Genomic DNA, 16,500 nt, shown 5'->3' on the forward strand with positions numbered 1-16,500 from the left:
ATCGCACGATAACGACAGATTATCAACGTAAAGACGTCACCACGTCACGCAATGCGCCGACAGTAGGCAATTCCGGGTCGCGCATCAGGGTCGCCAGACAAATTGGCTTGCTGACCACAGGGTCGACCAGCGGCAACACTTTGGTGCCTTTTAAATCACCCAGCGCCCGTACAAGCACACGCGGGATCACCGTTGCGGCCAGCCCCTCGCGTGCCATAACCATCGAGGCGGTAAAGCCGCTGGTTTCAGCGACCACATCCGGGTGCAAACCTTGCTCGGCGAATATCCGGTCTAGAATTCGTCGGTTCTGCATCTGCGGCTCTAGCAGGCTAAGCGGAAACTCAGCCACGTGCGCCCAAGGGATCGGGCCTGTCTCATCAGTCATGTGCGAGGGCACCAACAGCACATAGGTTTCCTCGTATAGCGGTTGCACCTGCCTCAGATCGGTGCCGATGCTGTCGCCATAAGTGATGCCAGCATCCAGGCTGCCTTCGTCCAGCCGGTGCAGGATCGCGGTCGCAGACATGGTCTCAATCCGGGTCACGATGCGGGGATGAGCATCGCGGAGCCGCTTGGTCAGACGTCCCGTAAATGCGATGGCCGTCGGAATCACGCCGAGGATCAGCGTCCCCGTGATCTCACCCTTCGCGGCCAGCACCTGTTGTTCAAGGGCCTTGGTGTCATCGAGGATACGCCGCGCGCGCTGGACGATCATCACGCCCTCTTCGGTCAGGCCCTGAAACCGATTTGCACGGCGGACGATGGAGACGCCCAGCCGGTCCTCTAGGTTACGGATTCGCATTGAGAAGGCGGGCTGAGATATTCCGCATTCCTCCGCCGCCTTGGCAAAGTGACGATGCCGAGCCAGGGCGCTGAGAAGTTGAAGGTCACGGATTTCGATCATGATTTAGACTTCCAACTTCTGGCCCAATGTAACTCTAACCGCTTTTTTCCAGAGGAACAGCGCAGTCTCCGCCTACTAGCTGGTAACTCAGAGTTCTTGTCTCGCGTGCTCGACTTGCCTCTAATGGATAGAGCGTACGAACGAATGGAGCGCACGATGGTGGCAAAGGATATTTTTCAGCAATTGTATAACGGTTACGTCGATAGGTATCGATCAAAAGACGCCGCGGGATGCGCTTCGTACTTTACAGAAAACGCAGAGCTATACTCGCCATACGGTCCTGCAGCGATCGGACGGAGCGCCATAGCAAATATCCATTCAGATTGGGTTCAGGAAGGCGGGGAAGACAAAGTTATCGAAGTCATGCATGCTGATATCAACGACAATGTCGGTTGGTGCCTTGCACGTTACAGTGAAGGAACGAACGGCCAGGGTACTTCATTGAATGTACTATATAAGCAGGCCGACGGAAGATGGCTGATCACCCAGTGCAGCTTGAACGAAGCACTCTGAAAACCTGCGATAACCAGATATATTTACGTGTTGAACAGGAAATGCATCACATCGCCATCCTTGACGATGTAGCCCTTGCCTTCGGCCCGCATCTTGCCCGACTCTTTCGCACCCTGTTCGCCGTTGGCAGAGATATAGTCGTCATAGGCAATGGTCTCGGCGCGGATGAAGCCTTTTTCGAAGTCGCCATGGATCACACCAGCAGCCTGTGGCGCTGCGGTGCCGGTGCGGATGGTCCAAGCGCGGGCTTCCTTTGGGCCGACGGTGAAATAGGTTTCCAGTTTCAGCAGATCGTAACCAGCCCGGATCAGGCGGTCGAGGCCGGGTTCTTCCAAACCCATCTCCTCAAGGAACATCTGGGCTTCGTCCTCTTCCAGCAGGCTGATCTCTTCTTCGATCTTAGCGCTAATGATGACGTGGGCATTGCCCTGAGCTGCAGCCATCTCGGCCACTTTCGCGGAATACGCGTTACCTTCGGCGGCTTCTTCCTCGGACACGTTGCAGACGTAAAGAACCGGCTTGGTGGTCAGCAATTGCAACATCTTCCACGCCTTAGCGTCTTCGTCAGAAACTTCGACCAAACGCGCGGGTTTACCGTTTTCCAGCATTTCCTGCGCTTCGGCCAACAGACGGTCCTGCTGCTGGGCTTCTTTATCGTTGCCCTTAAGCTTGCGCACCAGATTGGCGCGGCGCTTTTCAATGCTTTCCAGATCAGCCAGCATCAGCTCGGTCTCAATCGTATCAGCATCGGCGACCGGATCAACGCGGCCATCCACATGGGTCACGTCACCATCTTCGAAACAACGCAGTACGTGTGCAATCGCGTCTGTCTCACGGATGTTGGCCAGAAACTGGTTGCCCAACCCCTCACCTTTTGAGGCACCCTTCACCAAACCAGCGATGTCCACAAACGTCATTCGGGTTGGAATGATTTGCTTGGACGACGCAATCGCGGCCAGTTTATCAAGACGGTCATCAGGAACGGCTACGTCACCCACATTGGGTTCTATCGTGCAAAACGGGAAATTCGCCGCCTGAGCTGCTGCGGTTTTGGTCAGCGCATTGAAGAGGGTCGACTTGCCCACATTCGGCAAACCCACGATTCCCATTTTAAAGCCCATGACGGCCTCCTGATACCATTCGAGCGCTGCTTCTAGGCAGGTCCGCTCCAATGCGCAAGGCAAAGTGCCTGTTCGCTTGCTCGAGTCCATTCTGCCACATCACAATAATGGGATCACATTGTGATCTTGCCTGCGTTGAAAACATGCATCTACATTCCTCAATAAAATCAAATCAAAGAACGACGGACAAAGTAGGTACAATGAAATCCCTAGGTATATTGGCCATTGCGCTGGCGGCCGCAACGTCAGCACAGGCCCAATCGATTGTTTTTGGCGCGGGTTATGCAGACTATTCAAATGCCGAAGCCGAAGATCAGGCAATTGTTTCGCTTGAGTATCAGCATCGGCCCTTTCACGAGGCCACCCGTTTCAGCGCAACCTGGGGCGCGGCGTTGTCGGTTGATGCGGATGGAGACACGCATATCGGCGCAGGCCTGATCGGGTTATATACATTCGCAGACCGCTGGTTCGTGGAAGGCAGCGTCATGCCGGGATATTACAACGAATCTGACGAACGGAACGATTTAGGCGGCAGCTTCCAGATTCGAAGCCTGCTGGGTCTGGGATATACGCTGGAAAGCGGCAATAAACTGTCTGTTGCGATTACGCATAAATCCAACGCCAGCACTCAGGAAGATAATCCCGGCGTGAATGCCTTGCTGCTGCGGTATCACTATTCGTTCTGATCGCGAGCTTTCCAAGCGGGATTGATTTTCAGCGAAAGTTTCTGCACATCAGGTCCAAACCCGAGTGCAAGGACTTCCGATGACCCGTATCGACGCCAAATTCGCCGCCCTGAGAGACCAGGGCAAAAAGGCATTTGTAGCTTATGTGATGGCCGGTGATCCCGACTATGACACTTCGCTAGAGGTCGTAAAGGGTTTGCCAGGCGCAGGCGTCGATGTGATCGAACTGGGCCTGCCCTTTACCGACCCGATGGCAGATGGCCCTACCATTCAGGCCGCCGGTCAAAGGGCGCTGGACGGTGGCATGACATTGCAGCGAACGCTGGATCTGGCGCGCGCGTTCCGTGAAACTGATGAAACAACACCCATTGTGCTGATGGGGTATTACAACCCGATCTACAGCCGAGGGGTCGAGACCTTTTTGGCCGATGCAAAATCCGCCGGAATTGATGGCTTGATCGTAGTGGATTTGCCACCTGAAGAAGATGCGGAACTCTGCCTGCCTGCGCAGGCAGCCGGTTTGAACTTTATCCGCTTGGCAACCCCAACCACCGATGACAACCGCCTGCCTCGCGTTCTGCAGAATACCTCTGGCTTTGTGTATTATGTCTCGATTACCGGCATCACCGGCGCCGCCGAAGCGCAGGCGACCGATGTCGGCCCCGAGGTCGCACGGATCAAAGCTGCAACCGATCTACCCGTGATCGTCGGGTTCGGGATCAACACGCCAGAGAAGTCTCGCAACATCGCCAGCGTGTCCGACGGTGCAGTTGTTGGGTCTGCGATTGTCAGTCAGATTGGGGCCGGAAAGCCGGTTTCTGAGGTTTTGGACTTTGTCAAATCTCTGGCTGACGGCGCGCACTCCGTCTAAATCATTTCTGCGATTTCAGACTAAATTCCACCGCAGCGGGCTTTCAGCTTGCTGCGGTTTTTTGCTTCTTGCGACGCGGCATCCAACCGCATCAGACAGGCATTGCAGTACGATGTGATAATTGGTAAAGAAAGTTAACCAATCGCTTGAAAGCCTGATCTATGCCTGTCATTACGAATATCGAAGACCTCAAACGGATCTATGAACGCCGCGTTCCCCGTATGTTTTTCGACTATGCCGAAAGCGGCAGTTGGACCGAACAAACCTTCCGCGAGAATACCTCGGATTTTGAGGATATTCGCCTACGGCAGAGGGTTGCGGTTGACATGACCGGGCGCTCGACTGCGTCGCAGATGATTGGGCACGACGTAACAATGCCGGTCGCATTGGCCCCGGTGGGCCTTACGGGAATGCAACATGCCGATGGCGAGATCAAAGCGGCCAAAGCAGCCGAAGCCTTTGGCGTGCCGTTTACGCTCTCGACCATGTCGATTAATTCGATCGAAGACGTTGCAGACAACACATCGGCTCCGTTCTGGTTCCAGCTCTACACCATGAAAGATGACGACTACATCAGGCGGCTGATCCAGCGCGCGAAGGATGCGAAATGCTCGGCCCTTGTCATCACGCTTGACCTGCAGATATTGGGTCAACGGCACAAGGATCTCAAAAATGGCCTGTCCGCTCCGCCGAGATTAACACCCAAAACTATCGCCAACCTCATGACCAAATGGGCATGGGGTATCGAGATGCTCGGGGCCAAAAGACGCGAGTTCGGAAACATCGTTGGCCATGTCGATAGCATCACCGATACCCGCTCACTGGGCACCTGGACCGCCGAGCAGTTCGACCCCAGCCTTGATTGGGGCAAGGTCGGGAAACTGATCGAGCAATGGGATGGCAAAGTCATACTCAAAGGTATTCTGGACGCCGAAGACGCAAAGATGGCCGCCAAGCTGGGCGCGGATGCGATTGTTGTATCCAACCACGGTGGGCGACAGCTGGATGGCGCGCTCAGTTCAATTCGCGTCCTGCCTGAAATCATGGATGCGGTTGGCAATGATGTCGAAGTACATCTGGACAGCGGTATTCGCTCGGGTCAGGACGTGCTGAAAGCGCTGGCGCTTGGGGCCAAGGGCACCTTCATTGGTCGCGCCTTTGTCTACGGGCTGGGTGCGATGGGCCAGAAAGGTGTAACTACGGCTCTGGAAATCATCCACAAAGAGCTTGATACGACAATGGCGCTCTGCGGTGAACGCAACGTGGCTGATCTGGGCCGTCACAACTTGCTGATCCCCGAAGATTTTGGAGGTCGCTGGCAGGCCTGACCTCGTGTCGCTGGGAAAGTGGGGGCGCTGCCCCCGCCGCCCGCTGGGCGTCTCCCCCGGGATATTTGGGGCCAGATGAAGCAGGGGATCCGCTCTTCATCTGACCCAAAATATCCCGGAGCGCGAGGCAGAGCCTCGCTAATTCTCAGGGTCTGCAAAAAGCCCTTTCCAAACCAACTGAATCAAGCTAAGGACGCGGCTTCACGCGGGCATACAGCCTTGGAGGATGCCCGCCCTAACATTGGAGAATTATCATGGCTGGAGAGATTCCTGATCTCGTAGCTCTGGAACGGACGGGGACAGGCAAGGGCGCCGCTCGTCAAGCACGCCGCGACGGCATGGTTCCGGGCATTGTATTTGGTGGCGACAAAGAGCCGCTGCCGATCCAGATCCCGTTCAACGAACTGTTCAAGCGTCTGAAAGCAGGTCGGTTCAAGTCGACTCTTTGGAACCTGAAGGTTGAAGGCCACGACGACGTTCGCGTCATCTGCCGCGACGTTCAGCGTGATGTTGTCAAAGACCTGCCGACCCATCTGGACCTGATGCGTCTGCGTCGTACCACCAAGATCGCGCTATTCATCCCCGTTGAATTCGTCAACGAAGAAGCTGCGCCCGGCATCAAGAAAGGTGGCGTTCTGACTGTTGTTCGCCCTGAGGTAGAGCTGCTCTGCACTGCTGGCGACATTCCTGAGAAGATCACCGTTGATCTGACCGGAATGGAAATCAACGATGTTGTCACCATTTCGTCGGTCAGCCTGCCCGACGGCACCAAGCCGACCATCGATCGTGACTTCGTGATCGCCAACGTCTCGGCACCCACCGGTCTGTCGACCAGCGACGACGAAGAGGGTGAAGAAGAAGTGGCTGCAGATGAAGTTGAAGTCATCGGCCAGGAAGAAGAAGAATAAATCCGGATCAGTACCGGATTCGAAACGGGGCCCCATCCGGGGCCCCGTTTTCTTTTGCGGGTGCGGGGCTGGAAACCATCCCTGAAACCATGCAATGAGAGAGCGATGCGAGACTGCAAAGGGCAATGCGATGAAACTGTTTGTCGGTTTGGGAAATCCAGGATCTAAATACGCCCGCAATCGACACAATATCGGTTTCATGGCATTGGATCGGATTGCCGAGGATCATGGATTTGGCCCGTGGAAATCCAAGTTTCAGGCAGAAATTGCCGAAGGCCGTCTGGGCGGCGAAAAAGTGCTGTTGGTGAAACCTCAGACTTTCATGAACAGGTCCGGCCAATCCGTCGGCGAGGCGATGCGGTTCTATAAGCTCGACTCGACCGATGTGACTGTTTTTCATGATGAACTGGATCTGGCCCCAGGCAAAGTACGCGTAAAGGCAGGTGGCGGCCACGCGGGACACAACGGGTTGCGCTCGATCCACGACCATATCAGCCCAGCCTATGATCGCGTGAGGCTGGGTATCGGTCATCCGGGCCGGAAAGAGATGGTCTCACCCTATGTTCTGAGTGACTTTGCCAAGGCAGATGCGGATTGGCTGGACGATGTATTGCGTGGCGTCTCGGACGGGGCCTCTTATCTGGTCAATGATGAAGGCGGAAAACTCATGAACGCAGTGGCCTTGCGCACCGCCCCTCCCAGATCATCAAAACAACCTGCTAAAGCCGAAACAGCGCCCAAAGCCGCGCCTGAATCTACGCCTGATGAGCGTTCGGCGATGCAGAAACTGTTGGATAAGTTCAGATAATCATTCCGCAACGTAGCAATTGCGCAATTCGGCGGACCGGGTTCCAATGTCCGGGATAGATGGAGGCGTCGCATGAGAACTGCGCTAAAGTGGATGCTGCGGATTATATTGGCGTTGGCCCTGGCAGCATTGGTGGTCGGGTTTTGGAAGCGCGAAGAGATTCAACGCCTGATGGCTGTGAACTCTTTGTTTTCAGAAGAGAAGATTGTTCACAATTTTTCCCACATGGATGAAGCCTTTTTAACCGTCAACCTACCGCGCGGTTATGGCCCGACGTGGGAGCTGCCCTATGGGTCCGAGTTTGACCTACCCGAAGGAACGGACCAATGGATCGAGGATCGCGCAGTAACCTCTTTATTGGTGATGCAGGACGGCGATATCCGGTTTGAGGAATACTATCTTGGCACCGGCCCGGATGATCGGCGGATTTCCTGGTCTGTTGCGAAAAGTTATTTGTCCGCTCTGTTTGGCATTCTGATGGAGGAGGGTGCTATTGCATCGCTGGACGATCCAGTTGTGCAATACGCGCCTGAACTCAAAGGTAGCGCTTATGAGACCACCTCGATCCGGAATGTGCTGAATATGGCCAGTGGCGTAACATTCGACGAGGATTATTTGGATTATAATTCAGACATCAACCGCATGGGCCGGGTCGTGGCGCTGGGGGGTGAATTGGATGACTTTGCCGCCTCGTTACAAGACAGCTTCGTCGCACCGGGTGAGACATGGCAATATGTGTCGATCGATACCCATGTGATTGGAATGGTTATCCGAGGTGCAACAGGACGCAGCGTAGCGGATCTATTGACCGAAAAAGTGATCAAGCCGCTGGGGCTAGAGCGGGATGGCTACTACATCACTGACGGCGCGGGTGTTGCATTTGTCTTGGGCGGCCTCAACTTTACAACACGGGATTTTGCACGTTTCGGGCAGCTGATTTTGCAGGACGGCGCGCGTGACGGGCGACAGATTGTACCTTCGGACTGGATCAGCGCATCGACCTGGCCCAGCGCACCGACAGAGCCGGGCAAGATTGGCTATGGCTATCAATGGTGGATACCCGTTGGCGCCCATGAGGGTGAGTTCATGGCGCGCGGCGTATATGGGCAGTATATCTATTTCGATCAGCCCCGTGGCGTCTTGATCGTAACAACAGGCGCTGACCGGAAGTTCCGCGATCCCGGTGTCAGCACGCAGAACATAGAAATATTCCGCAAGATCGCGCAAAGCCTGTAGGGTGCAGCCATGCAAAAGCAAGACAGCATCAATGTTTTAGGTGGCGTACTCGCCCCCTGTTCACGCGATCCCCTGACCGGGTTCTTTCGCGATGGCGCGTGCAACACCTGCCCCGAGGATCAAGGCAGCCACACCGTCTGCGCCGTTATGACGGCCGAGTTTCTGGCCTATTCCAAATATGTTGGCAATGACCTGAGTACACCGCGCCCCGAGTTTGACTTTCCCGGCCTGAAGCCGAGCGATAGCTGGTGCTTGTGCGCCTCGCGCTTCCTGCAAGCCTATGATGAAGGTTGCGCACCTTTGGTTCATCTGGAAGCTACACACCAGCGAGCGCTTGAGATCGTCCCGATGCGCGTTTTGCAGGCGCAACGGCACGACAACTTGTCCTAGATTGCGATGGCCCGGTAACCGCGTGATGTGCGTGAAGGAGGTCCGGTCGGAAAGCTGTGTTCAGATTGCAAATCCCACCCCGAACGCGCCAACATATCTGCCACCGCTTCTGACCGATAGGTTCGGTGCCGCCACTGGAACCAGATAATTGCATTACACCAATGCGGTTTGCTTACGACCAGCCAAAGTGTCGAACCCGGCTCAACCAGTTCGCGCATTTGGCCCAGCGCGGCTACGGGATCGGCGCAGTGTTCCAGAACATGAGCGGCCAGCAGGCAGTCGAATCGGCCCTCCGGCTGAAACTCTTCCAGACGCGATTGGATCGGCGATGCGTTGGATCCGCGCCTCTGCAAAGCGGACTGCGCCAAATCTAGCATGTGGGCCGATGGCTCAAGCAGTGCGATTTGTCCCTCTGGCCGGATGACGGCGCGTGCCTCGGCAAACGCGCCCGTCCCACATCCGATATCCAGCGCATTGCGGCCCAAATCCACAAGCGGATCTGAAGACAAAAACCCCAGATAGGCATCGAAATACCCGAGCAAACGCATCTTGTCCGCCCAGCCGGGGGCGGCCCGATCGTATTTCTGATCCAGCCGATCAGGATCGGCCTTTGAGGATGCGCTGCACATGGCAGCAAATTGGCACAGTTCCTCAAAGGCGCAAAGCCTGATTGCGTGGTTTAGTTCGCAGCCCGGCCCTCGGTGTCGGACATATCGAAGTTCAGGTACCGTGCGACTGTTTGAACATCCTTATCCCCGCGCCCACACATGTTCATGCAGATCAGGTGATCCTTGGGTAGATCGGGCGCTATCTTCATGACATGCGCCAGCGCGTGACAGGGTTCTAGTGCCGGGATGATGCCTTCGGTGGCGCAGCACAGCTGGAACGCCTCAAGCGCCTCTTTGTCGGTGATCGACACATAGTTGGCGCGGCCAATATCGTGCAGCCAGGAATGTTCAGGCCCGATGCCCGGATAGTCCAGACCGGCCGAGATCGAATAACCTTCCAAAATCTGCCCGTCATCATCCTGAAGCAGATAGGTGCGGTTCCCATGCAGCACGCCAGGGCGACCACCGGTCAGCGAGGCGCAATGCTCCATTTTTTCGTTCACGCCTTTGCCACCCGCTTCGACGCCGATGATGTTCACATCCTTGTCGTCGAGGAACGGATAGAACAGGCCCATGGCGTTCGAACCACCACCGATGGCGGCGATGATCGTGTCGGGCAGACGCCCTTCGGCCTTCTGCATCTGCTCTTTGGCTTCTTTGCCAATGATCGATTGGAAATCGCGCACCATCGCCGGATAGGGATGAGGCCCTGCAACAGTACCGATGCAATAGAACGTATCGCGCACATTGGTCACCCAATCGCGCAGCGCGTCATTCATTGCGTCTTTCAGAGTACCACGGCCAGATGTGACAGGAATCACTTCGGCCCCCAACAGGCGCATGCGGAACACGTTCGGGGCCTGACGCTGAACATCATGGGCACCCATATAGACGATGCATTTTAGGCCGAACTTGGCACAGACAGTTGCTGTCGCCACGCCGTGCTGCCCTGCCCCAGTCTCGGCGATGATCCGGGTCTTGCCCATGCGGCGCGCCAGAATGATTTGGCCCAGCACGTTGTTTATCTTGTGAGCCCCGGTGTGGTTCAGCTCATCCCGTTTGAGGTAAATTTTCGCCCCACCCAGATGCTCGGTCAGGCGTTCCGCGTAATACAGAGGCGATGGGCGGCCAACGTAATTGGCCCATAGATCATCCATCTCGGCCCAGAAGGTCGGATCATCCTTGGCCTTGTCATATTCCTCTTCCAGCGACAGGATCAGCGGCATCAGCGTTTCGCTGACAAAACGTCCGCCAAAGATGCCGAATCGGCCCTGCTCATCAGGTCCGGACATGAAGGAATTGAAAAGATCGTTGGCCATGGGTATCTCCCTCGTCGTACCAGATGTTCATAGGAGGTAGGCGCGGGATTTGCCATCGCAAAACGTATTATTCTGCTGCCTGAGCGCGCTGTTCCCAGACCTGAAGCGCCTGATCCCGACTGGGAACGGCAATACATGGAAATTGACAGAATACACTGATCTCGGCCAGTCGCGCCGACGCCCGCACCACGCGTCTATGGGGCCCGGAATGCGCGAATGTCAGCATCGCTTCGACGTCGTGCCAGACGGTGTAAGAGAAATAGCACCCTTCGTGCATGAACACCTCGGCGTGCAGGCACAGCGAGTCGCCGCGCGCTTGTCGCAAAGATTGATGCGCGCGCCAAAAGAACTCTGGCCCGTGATACCATCGTCTGAGTGAAACTCCGCCGATAACAGCAAGCATATACTTCCCCTCTGTGGAGGATACGCAGGCACATTCAGGTCAGATCAATTGGCGGCGTCAATAAACGCACGGATCAGGGCCGCATCCTTAACGCCGGGGGCGCTTTCAACACCAGATGCTACATCGACCTGTTGCGCGCCGGTCATTCGGATCGCCTCGGCAACATTTTCCGGGTTCAATCCCCCAGCCAACATCCAGGGTTTGCGCCAGTATTTGCGTCCTGCCAGCAATCGCCAATCAAACGCCAAGCCATTGCCACCCGGCAAAACAGCATCTTTTGGCGGCTTGGCATCGATGAGGAGCTGATCGGCGACATCGCTATATTCGTCGATTTTGATCAGATCATCAGCATCAGCGACACCAATGACTTTCATCACCGGCAACCCATAGCGCTGCTTGACCCCCATGACGCGCTCGACGCTCTCATCGCCGTGCAGCTGAAGCATATCGAACGGCGCGGCTTGCGTGATGCTGTCCAAAAGTTCGTCAGATGCATTCACCACCAGCGCCACGCTCGCCACTCCCGCGGGAACGGCGGAGGTCAATGCCGCAACATCGGTAGGCGCCACATAACGCGGAGATTTCGGGAAAAAGTTGAAACCCAAATAGCCCGCTCCAGCCTCGGCAGCGACGCGCACTTGATCGGGGGCGGTGAGGCCGCAGATTTTGACACGAATATCAGAGGGCATCCTCGGCCTCAGCTTGCCTCATCCAGCAGAGCCAGAACATCGTCCTGCCCTTCGTTCTGCTTTTTCTTGAGCTTCTTGACCTCGCGCTCAAGCTTGCGCACTTCGCTTTGCTTGACGGTCGCATCCTTGCGGTGCTTGTGCTCGCGCAGCCATTCCCAAAGGAAGCCAATGACCAGACCGGCCACAACACCACCCAATACAACCAGGAAAAGCGGAAGCGAAGTGGAGAAGTTAAACCCAAGAAGTTCAGCCAATGCATCTGGCATCAGTTTCAGTTCAACCAGCTCACGATTGGCCAGCGAGATAGAGACCAGAATGATCCCTAAAGCAGCAAGAAAAGCATAACGAATATAGCGCATCATGGCTTACGCTTTACCGTTCAACCGATCCCTTAGCAACTTGCCTGTCTTAAAAAATGGAACACATTTTTCCTCGACTTGTACGGTTTCTCCGGTGCGTGGATTGCGACCGACGCGGGCATCGCGCTTCTTAACTGAAAACGCGCCAAAACCGCGCAGCTCAACGCGATCACCGCGCGACATTGCGTCCGTCACTTCTTCGAAAACCGTGTTTACGATCCGTTCAACGTCCCTTTGGTAAAGATGCGGATTCTCGTCTGCGATTTTTTGAATCAGTTCTGAACGGATCATGCGCATTACCCTCCCAGGCGGCCGGTGTGACTGGTCTACTGATTTGACAGTATAGGAAAAAACCCGGATCGGGGGAACGCATACTCTGCATGGTTTGGCTTTATTTTGCCATATTCTAACGCGAATTTTAGTGCACAGACCCGATTTCCACACCTATTGAGCGATCATGACCGGAAATAACCCGGATAATTGGAACATATTGATTCGCAACAAAAACGGCCCCGCGCATCTGCACGGGGCCGAAATATTGATCAGGTTAAGGTCCGAGATTTAGTCGCCGGACTTCAGCGCTGCACCCAGGATATCGCCCAGCGACGCGCCCGAGTCGGAAGAACCGTACTGTTCCACGGCCTCTTTCTCTTCGGCGATCTCGCGCGCTTTGATCGACAGACCCAAGCGGCGGGTCTTGCTGTCAACGTTGGTCACGCGGACGTCGACTTTGTCACCGACCGAGAAACGCTCAGGACGCTGCTCGGCGCGATCACGGCTCAGGTCCGAACGGCGGATGAACGACTTCATGCCTTCGTACTCGACCTCAATGCCGCCATCTTCGATCGCGGTGACTTCGACAGTGATGACCGAGCCACGCTTCACGCCGCCCACGGCTTCGGCGAACTTGTCACCGCCCAGGGCTTTGATTGACAGCGAGATACGCTCTTTTTCAACGTCAACTTCCGAGACAACGGCCGAAACCATATCGCCTTTGCGGTAGTTCTGGATCGCATCCTCGCCACGCTCGTCCCAAGACAGGTCCGACAGGTGAACCATGCCGTCGATGTCGCCTTCGAGGCCAATGAACAGACCGAATTCGGTGATGTTCTTGACTTCGCCTTCGACCTCGGTGCCCTCGGGGTGTGTTTCCGCAAACACTTCCCATGGGTTGCGCTGAGTCTGCTTCAGGCCCAGAGACACGCGACGCTTGGCGCCGTCGATTTCCAGAACCATGACGTCGACTTCCTGGCTGGTCGAAACGATCTTGCCGGGGTGGACATTTTTCTTGGTCCAGGACATCTCGGACACGTGCACCAGACCTTCGACACCGGCTTCCAGCTCGACGAACGCGCCGTAGTCGGTGATGTTGGTGACGCGACCCTGATGGACCGAGCCCAGCGGGTACTTGGCAGCAACCAGATCCCACGGATCTTCCTGCAGCTGCTTCATGCCCAGGCTGATGCGGTGGGTCTCTTTGTTGATCTTGATGACCTGAACCTTGATGGTTTCGCCGATCGTCAGGATCTCGGACGGGTGGTTCACACGGCGCCATGCCATGTCGGTGACGTGCAGCAGGCCGTCAACGCCGCCCAGGTCAACGAATGCGCCGTACTCGGTGATGTTCTTGACAACACCCTCGACGGTCTGACCTTCGGACAGGTTGCCGATAACTTCGGCACGCTGTTCGGCACGCGATTCTTCCAGGATTGCGCGACGCGAAACAACGATGTTGCCACGGCGGCGGTCCATTTTCAGGATCTGGAACGGCTGCTTCAGACCCATCAGAGGACCTGCGTCGCGTACTGGGCGCACATCAACCTGGCTGCCGGGCAGGAACGCAACTGCGCCACCCAGATCGACGGTGAAGCCACCTTTGACGCGACCAAAGATTGCACCTTCGACGCGCTGGTCGTCGGCATATGCTTTTTCCAGACGATCCCATGCCTCTTCACGGCGGGCCATCTCGCGCGAGATGACGGCTTCGCCACGGGCGTTTTCTGCGGCGCGCAGGTAAACTTCGACCTCGTCACCAACAGCGATTTCAGGGGCTTCGCCGGGATTTGCGAATTCTTTCAGATCAACGCGGCCTTCCATTTTGTAGCCGACGTCGATGATGGCTTGGCCGGCTTCGATCGCCAGAACCTTGCCTTTGACAACAGAACCCTCTTCGGGTGTGTCCATTTCGAAGCTTTCATTCAGGAGGGCTTCGAATTCCTCCATGGATGCGTTAGCCATGTGGCGTTGTTTTCCTTTACATACGTTTTTGCTGGCCGAGCGGTTGTCTCCGCCGGTCTTGTTTCATGATGTCTGACTGCGTGATCCAGAACGCGCCCGAGCTAACAAACACAAAGGGCCGAGGTGACCCGGCCCTGCTCAGATACGTCATCCGGACGTTAACCGCCCTTGTTCAGACAGCGCGCGTATAGGCGGATTCCGCATCATGCGCAAGGGCAAAGCCCATAATTACAGGGCAATACCACAGAATCGACGCATCACAGGCCCGCATCGATACTGAGCAGCCAATCTGCTTGCCAGACTCGCCGGTACTTTGGCCGGGTCCAAAGCCATCCTAAAACAATTGCAGATCTTTTTTGCCGCTTTGAATCTCGGCAAGGTTCGGCATGTTCTCGATCACAACTGGTGCGGGTTTCACGCCCGGCATCGCCACGGTCGGTTGCGCCGCGACCGCTTTGCCAAAGGCCGGTTTTTCAAGCTCTCCGCGGATATCGCGCAGCAGCGTCTTGTGATCCGGCATGGTTTTGAGGATCTGCGCCAAATCCATTTTCGCACCTTTCCACCATTGGAACCAGATCGGTTTCTTTAACGGGCGGATGCGATCGCGGATACCAGTGCCATAGCCGGTATCGTAGACCTGCTTGCCCAACAGAACTGTCTGATAGACGCGGAAATTGAACAGCGTCGCGAACTCGATATCGTGCTCCATCGGCAGGCGGTGCTGCCACAGCTCAAGGTTCTCGGCCAACCGATCCGGGATCTTCATCTCAGTGCGCGCATCGATCCAGTATTGATCATCGGTGCGGTTGCCCAATCGGTAGTGCAGACAGATGAAATCCAAAACTTCATCATAGAGCTTGTTCATCTGTCGATTATAGCGATTGCGCAATGCAGGCTCGATATCGCGCGTTGGCAAGTGTTCAGCGAACCAGCGAATTGCATGGTCGATCATGTGGATTGCGGTACTTTCAAGCGGTTCGATGAACCCGCCGGACAATCCGATTGCCAAACAATTCTTCACCCATGCATTCCGCACACGCCCGACACGCATCGGGATCACGCGCGGAGTCAAGCTTTTGCCGCTGTCTCCAAGCCATTCCAAATACTCATCGGCCGCCTGATCATCCGTCCGATGCGCCGACGAATAAACATATCCAGTGCCCACACGATTGTAGAGCGGCACCCGCCAAGTCCAACCAGCGCCAAGTGCGGTCGAGCGTGTAACGCTTTCGATCTTCTCAGGATCAGGATGCTCGATCTGCAGCGCCATCGCGCGGTCATTGGGCAGATAGTCCGAATAATCCATAAACGGCTCGCCCAGCGCCTGATTGATGATCAACCCGCGGAATCCGGTGCAATCTATGACCATCTCGATGTCATGACGACCCTTGTGCTCCAGCATCAGGTGGCTGACATTGCCCTGCTCATCCAGTTCGACAGATTGCACTTCATCCTGAATATGCTCGACGCCGCGCTTGGTGCAGACCTTGGTCAACATGCCTGCAAATTTCACGGCGTCCAGATGATAGGCATATCCAAACCGCTGCTCGAATTCAGGCGCACCCAGGGGCCGCGCCCCTTTGCACAGACGCGCCAAATCATCATGGGGCGAGATCGACTGCGTGAAATCCCGATCCCCATTGCCAAAGCGCAGGAAGTATTCGGCCGACTCCAGACCTTCCAGCAATTGGCCATGAGCAAAAGGGTTCACATAATCGATACGATTGCCCTTAGCGTCCCTGTTCCAATTGCAGAACTTAACACCCAACTTGAACGAGGCGTTGGTTTCGCGGAAAAAATCCCGCTCGGAAATGCCCGCCTGGCGCAAGGTGACCGGCATGCGCGGAACCGTCGCCTCACCAACGCCCACGGTCGAGATGTTGGGGCTTTCGATCAGGCAGATACGCGGACGATCTTTTAGCGCTGATGTGCGGGAAAACACCATGTCGAGGATCAGCGCGGTCATCCAGCCCGCTGTACCACCACCTACGATGGTGATCTTGCGCAAACGATTGTTCATATTTTCTTGTCCCTGTTGGCTCGGTGGGATTGTTTGGCTGCTGCCCCATTTTGAATTGGGGTTCGTGTCGCAGCCTTCCCTTTCTTGGCTTTAGGGAAA

General features: G+C 55.8%; 18 protein-coding genes. 8 read left to right on the forward strand and 10 right to left on the reverse strand.

What is annotated here, in order from left to right; translation table 11 throughout:
- Positions 1-22: 22 nt before the first annotated feature.
- Positions 23-904 carry a LysR family transcriptional regulator gene (locus tag ACR0B3_RS13630; RefSeq protein WP_480809554.1) on the reverse strand — a complete coding sequence of 294 codons (882 nt, stop codon included), beginning with the start codon at positions 902-904 and terminating at the stop codon, positions 23-25.
- A gap of 144 nt (positions 905-1,048) precedes the next feature.
- Here ACR0B3_RS13630 and ACR0B3_RS13635 point away from each other — a divergent pair, with 144 nt between their 5' ends.
- The gene (locus ACR0B3_RS13635) at positions 1,049-1,417 is read left to right on the forward strand and encodes a YybH family protein (RefSeq protein WP_480809555.1); all 369 of its coding nucleotides are present in this window, start codon (positions 1,049-1,051) and stop codon (positions 1,415-1,417) included.
- Between the two features lie 23 nt (positions 1,418-1,440).
- Here ACR0B3_RS13635 and ychF read toward each other — a convergent pair whose 3' ends face one another.
- Complete coding sequence (gene ychF / locus ACR0B3_RS13640; RefSeq protein ID WP_480809556.1) at positions 1,441-2,538, reverse strand: redox-regulated ATPase YchF; 1,098 nt, start codon at positions 2,536-2,538, stop codon at positions 1,441-1,443.
- A gap of 200 nt (positions 2,539-2,738) precedes the next feature.
- On the opposite strand from ychF, the gene ACR0B3_RS13645 reads away from it, so the two are divergent.
- The 7 genes from ACR0B3_RS13645 to ACR0B3_RS13675 all read left to right on the forward strand — a co-directional run bounded on the left by ACR0B3_RS13645 (position 2,739) and on the right by ACR0B3_RS13675 (position 8,765).
- Positions 2,739-3,224 carry an acyloxyacyl hydrolase gene (locus ACR0B3_RS13645; protein WP_480809557.1) on the forward strand — a complete coding sequence of 162 codons (486 nt, stop codon included), beginning with the start codon at positions 2,739-2,741 and terminating at the stop codon, positions 3,222-3,224.
- 79 nt (positions 3,225-3,303) lie between these two features.
- Positions 3,304-4,095, forward strand: coding sequence for a tryptophan synthase subunit alpha (gene trpA / locus ACR0B3_RS13650; RefSeq protein ID WP_170686049.1), 792 nt, complete (start codon positions 3,304-3,306; stop codon positions 4,093-4,095).
- A gap of 161 nt (positions 4,096-4,256) precedes the next feature.
- On the forward strand, positions 4,257-5,423 hold the full coding sequence (locus tag ACR0B3_RS13655; RefSeq protein WP_480809558.1) for an alpha-hydroxy acid oxidase: 1,167 nt from the start codon (positions 4,257-4,259) through the stop codon (positions 5,421-5,423).
- Between the two features lie 254 nt (positions 5,424-5,677).
- Positions 5,678-6,331, forward strand: a complete 654-nt coding sequence (locus ACR0B3_RS13660) for a 50S ribosomal protein L25/general stress protein Ctc (RefSeq protein WP_480809559.1) — start codon at positions 5,678-5,680, stop codon at positions 6,329-6,331.
- 130 nt (positions 6,332-6,461) lie between these two features.
- Positions 6,462-7,139 carry an aminoacyl-tRNA hydrolase gene (pth, locus tag ACR0B3_RS13665; protein WP_480809560.1) on the forward strand — a complete coding sequence of 226 codons (678 nt, stop codon included), beginning with the start codon at positions 6,462-6,464 and terminating at the stop codon, positions 7,137-7,139.
- 72 nt (positions 7,140-7,211) lie between these two features.
- Complete coding sequence (locus tag ACR0B3_RS13670) at positions 7,212-8,375, forward strand: serine hydrolase domain-containing protein (protein WP_480809561.1); 1,164 nt, start codon at positions 7,212-7,214, stop codon at positions 8,373-8,375.
- Positions 8,376-8,384: 9 nt separating this feature from the next.
- Positions 8,385-8,765, forward strand: a complete 381-nt coding sequence (locus ACR0B3_RS13675; RefSeq protein ID WP_480809562.1) for a DUF2237 family protein — start codon at positions 8,385-8,387, stop codon at positions 8,763-8,765.
- Here the strand turns inward: ACR0B3_RS13675 and ACR0B3_RS13680 are convergent.
- The 8 genes from ACR0B3_RS13680 to ACR0B3_RS13715 all read right to left on the reverse strand — a co-directional run bounded on the left by ACR0B3_RS13680 (position 8,762) and on the right by ACR0B3_RS13715 (position 16,401).
- Positions 8,762-9,394: a class I SAM-dependent methyltransferase gene (locus tag ACR0B3_RS13680; RefSeq protein ID WP_480809563.1), complete on the reverse strand. Its 633-nt coding sequence runs from the start codon at positions 9,392-9,394 to the stop codon at positions 8,762-8,764. The genes ACR0B3_RS13675 and ACR0B3_RS13680 overlap by 4 nt on opposite strands.
- Positions 9,395-9,444: 50 nt before the next feature.
- Positions 9,445-10,692 (reverse strand): tryptophan synthase subunit beta, encoded by a 1,248-nt coding sequence (gene trpB, locus ACR0B3_RS13685; RefSeq protein ID WP_480809564.1) that lies wholly within the window; start codon positions 10,690-10,692, stop codon positions 9,445-9,447.
- Positions 10,693-10,759: 67 nt separating this feature from the next.
- Entirely contained in the window at positions 10,760-11,095 is a 336-nt protein-coding gene (locus ACR0B3_RS13690; RefSeq protein ID WP_170760628.1) for a hypothetical protein, read from the reverse strand.
- 44 nt (positions 11,096-11,139) lie between these two features.
- Entirely contained in the window at positions 11,140-11,784 is a 645-nt protein-coding gene (locus ACR0B3_RS13695; RefSeq protein WP_480809565.1) for a phosphoribosylanthranilate isomerase, read from the reverse strand.
- Between the two features lie 8 nt (positions 11,785-11,792).
- A complete protein-coding gene (locus ACR0B3_RS13700; protein ID WP_170686123.1) occupies positions 11,793-12,143 on the reverse strand; it encodes a LapA family protein in 351 nt (116 codons plus the stop codon).
- Between the two features lie 6 nt (positions 12,144-12,149).
- Positions 12,150-12,434, reverse strand: a complete 285-nt coding sequence (gene ihfB, locus ACR0B3_RS13705; protein ID WP_008758048.1) for an integration host factor subunit beta — start codon at positions 12,432-12,434, stop codon at positions 12,150-12,152.
- Positions 12,435-12,704: 270 nt separating this feature from the next.
- Positions 12,705-14,381: a 30S ribosomal protein S1 gene (gene rpsA, locus ACR0B3_RS13710; RefSeq protein ID WP_039532111.1), complete on the reverse strand. Its 1,677-nt coding sequence runs from the start codon at positions 14,379-14,381 to the stop codon at positions 12,705-12,707.
- Between the two features lie 334 nt (positions 14,382-14,715).
- A complete protein-coding gene (locus ACR0B3_RS13715) occupies positions 14,716-16,401 on the reverse strand; it encodes a tryptophan halogenase family protein (RefSeq protein ID WP_480809566.1) in 1,686 nt (561 codons plus the stop codon).
- Positions 16,402-16,500 lie beyond the last annotated feature (99 nt).

Source organism: Ruegeria sp. CE9, assembly GCF_056537425.1.

Excerpts from the sequence above, each read along its gene's own strand:
- ACR0B3_RS13630 (WP_480809554.1), bottom strand. The coding sequence starts at position 904 with ATGATCGAAATCCGTGACCTTCAACTTCTCAGCGCCCTGGCTCGGCAT.
- ACR0B3_RS13635 (WP_480809555.1), top strand. The coding sequence starts at position 1,049 with ATGGAGCGCACGATGGTGGCAAAGGATATTTTTCAGCAATTGTATAAC.
- ychF (WP_480809556.1), bottom strand. The coding sequence starts at position 2,538 with ATGGGCTTTAAAATGGGAATCGTGGGTTTGCCGAATGTGGGCAAGTCG.
- ACR0B3_RS13645 (WP_480809557.1), top strand. The coding sequence starts at position 2,739 with ATGAAATCCCTAGGTATATTGGCCATTGCGCTGGCGGCCGCAACGTCA.
- trpA (WP_170686049.1), top strand. The coding sequence starts at position 3,304 with ATGACCCGTATCGACGCCAAATTCGCCGCCCTGAGAGACCAGGGCAAA.
- ACR0B3_RS13655 (WP_480809558.1), top strand. The coding sequence starts at position 4,257 with ATGCCTGTCATTACGAATATCGAAGACCTCAAACGGATCTATGAACGC.
- ACR0B3_RS13660 (WP_480809559.1), top strand. The coding sequence starts at position 5,678 with ATGGCTGGAGAGATTCCTGATCTCGTAGCTCTGGAACGGACGGGGACA.
- pth (WP_480809560.1), top strand. The coding sequence starts at position 6,462 with ATGAAACTGTTTGTCGGTTTGGGAAATCCAGGATCTAAATACGCCCGC.
- ACR0B3_RS13670 (WP_480809561.1), top strand. The coding sequence starts at position 7,212 with ATGAGAACTGCGCTAAAGTGGATGCTGCGGATTATATTGGCGTTGGCC.
- ACR0B3_RS13675 (WP_480809562.1), top strand. The coding sequence starts at position 8,385 with ATGCAAAAGCAAGACAGCATCAATGTTTTAGGTGGCGTACTCGCCCCC.
- ACR0B3_RS13680 (WP_480809563.1), bottom strand. The coding sequence starts at position 9,394 with ATGTGCAGCGCATCCTCAAAGGCCGATCCTGATCGGCTGGATCAGAAA.
- trpB (WP_480809564.1), bottom strand. The coding sequence starts at position 10,692 with ATGGCCAACGATCTTTTCAATTCCTTCATGTCCGGACCTGATGAGCAG.
- ACR0B3_RS13690 (WP_170760628.1), bottom strand. The coding sequence starts at position 11,095 with ATGCTTGCTGTTATCGGCGGAGTTTCACTCAGACGATGGTATCACGGG.
- ACR0B3_RS13695 (WP_480809565.1), bottom strand. The coding sequence starts at position 11,784 with ATGCCCTCTGATATTCGTGTCAAAATCTGCGGCCTCACCGCCCCCGAT.
- ACR0B3_RS13700 (WP_170686123.1), bottom strand. The coding sequence starts at position 12,143 with ATGCGCTATATTCGTTATGCTTTTCTTGCTGCTTTAGGGATCATTCTG.
- ihfB (WP_008758048.1), bottom strand. The coding sequence starts at position 12,434 with ATGATCCGTTCAGAACTGATTCAAAAAATCGCAGACGAGAATCCGCAT.
- rpsA (WP_039532111.1), bottom strand. The coding sequence starts at position 14,381 with ATGGCTAACGCATCCATGGAGGAATTCGAAGCCCTCCTGAATGAAAGC.
- ACR0B3_RS13715 (WP_480809566.1), bottom strand. The coding sequence starts at position 16,401 with ATGAACAATCGTTTGCGCAAGATCACCATCGTAGGTGGTGGTACAGCG.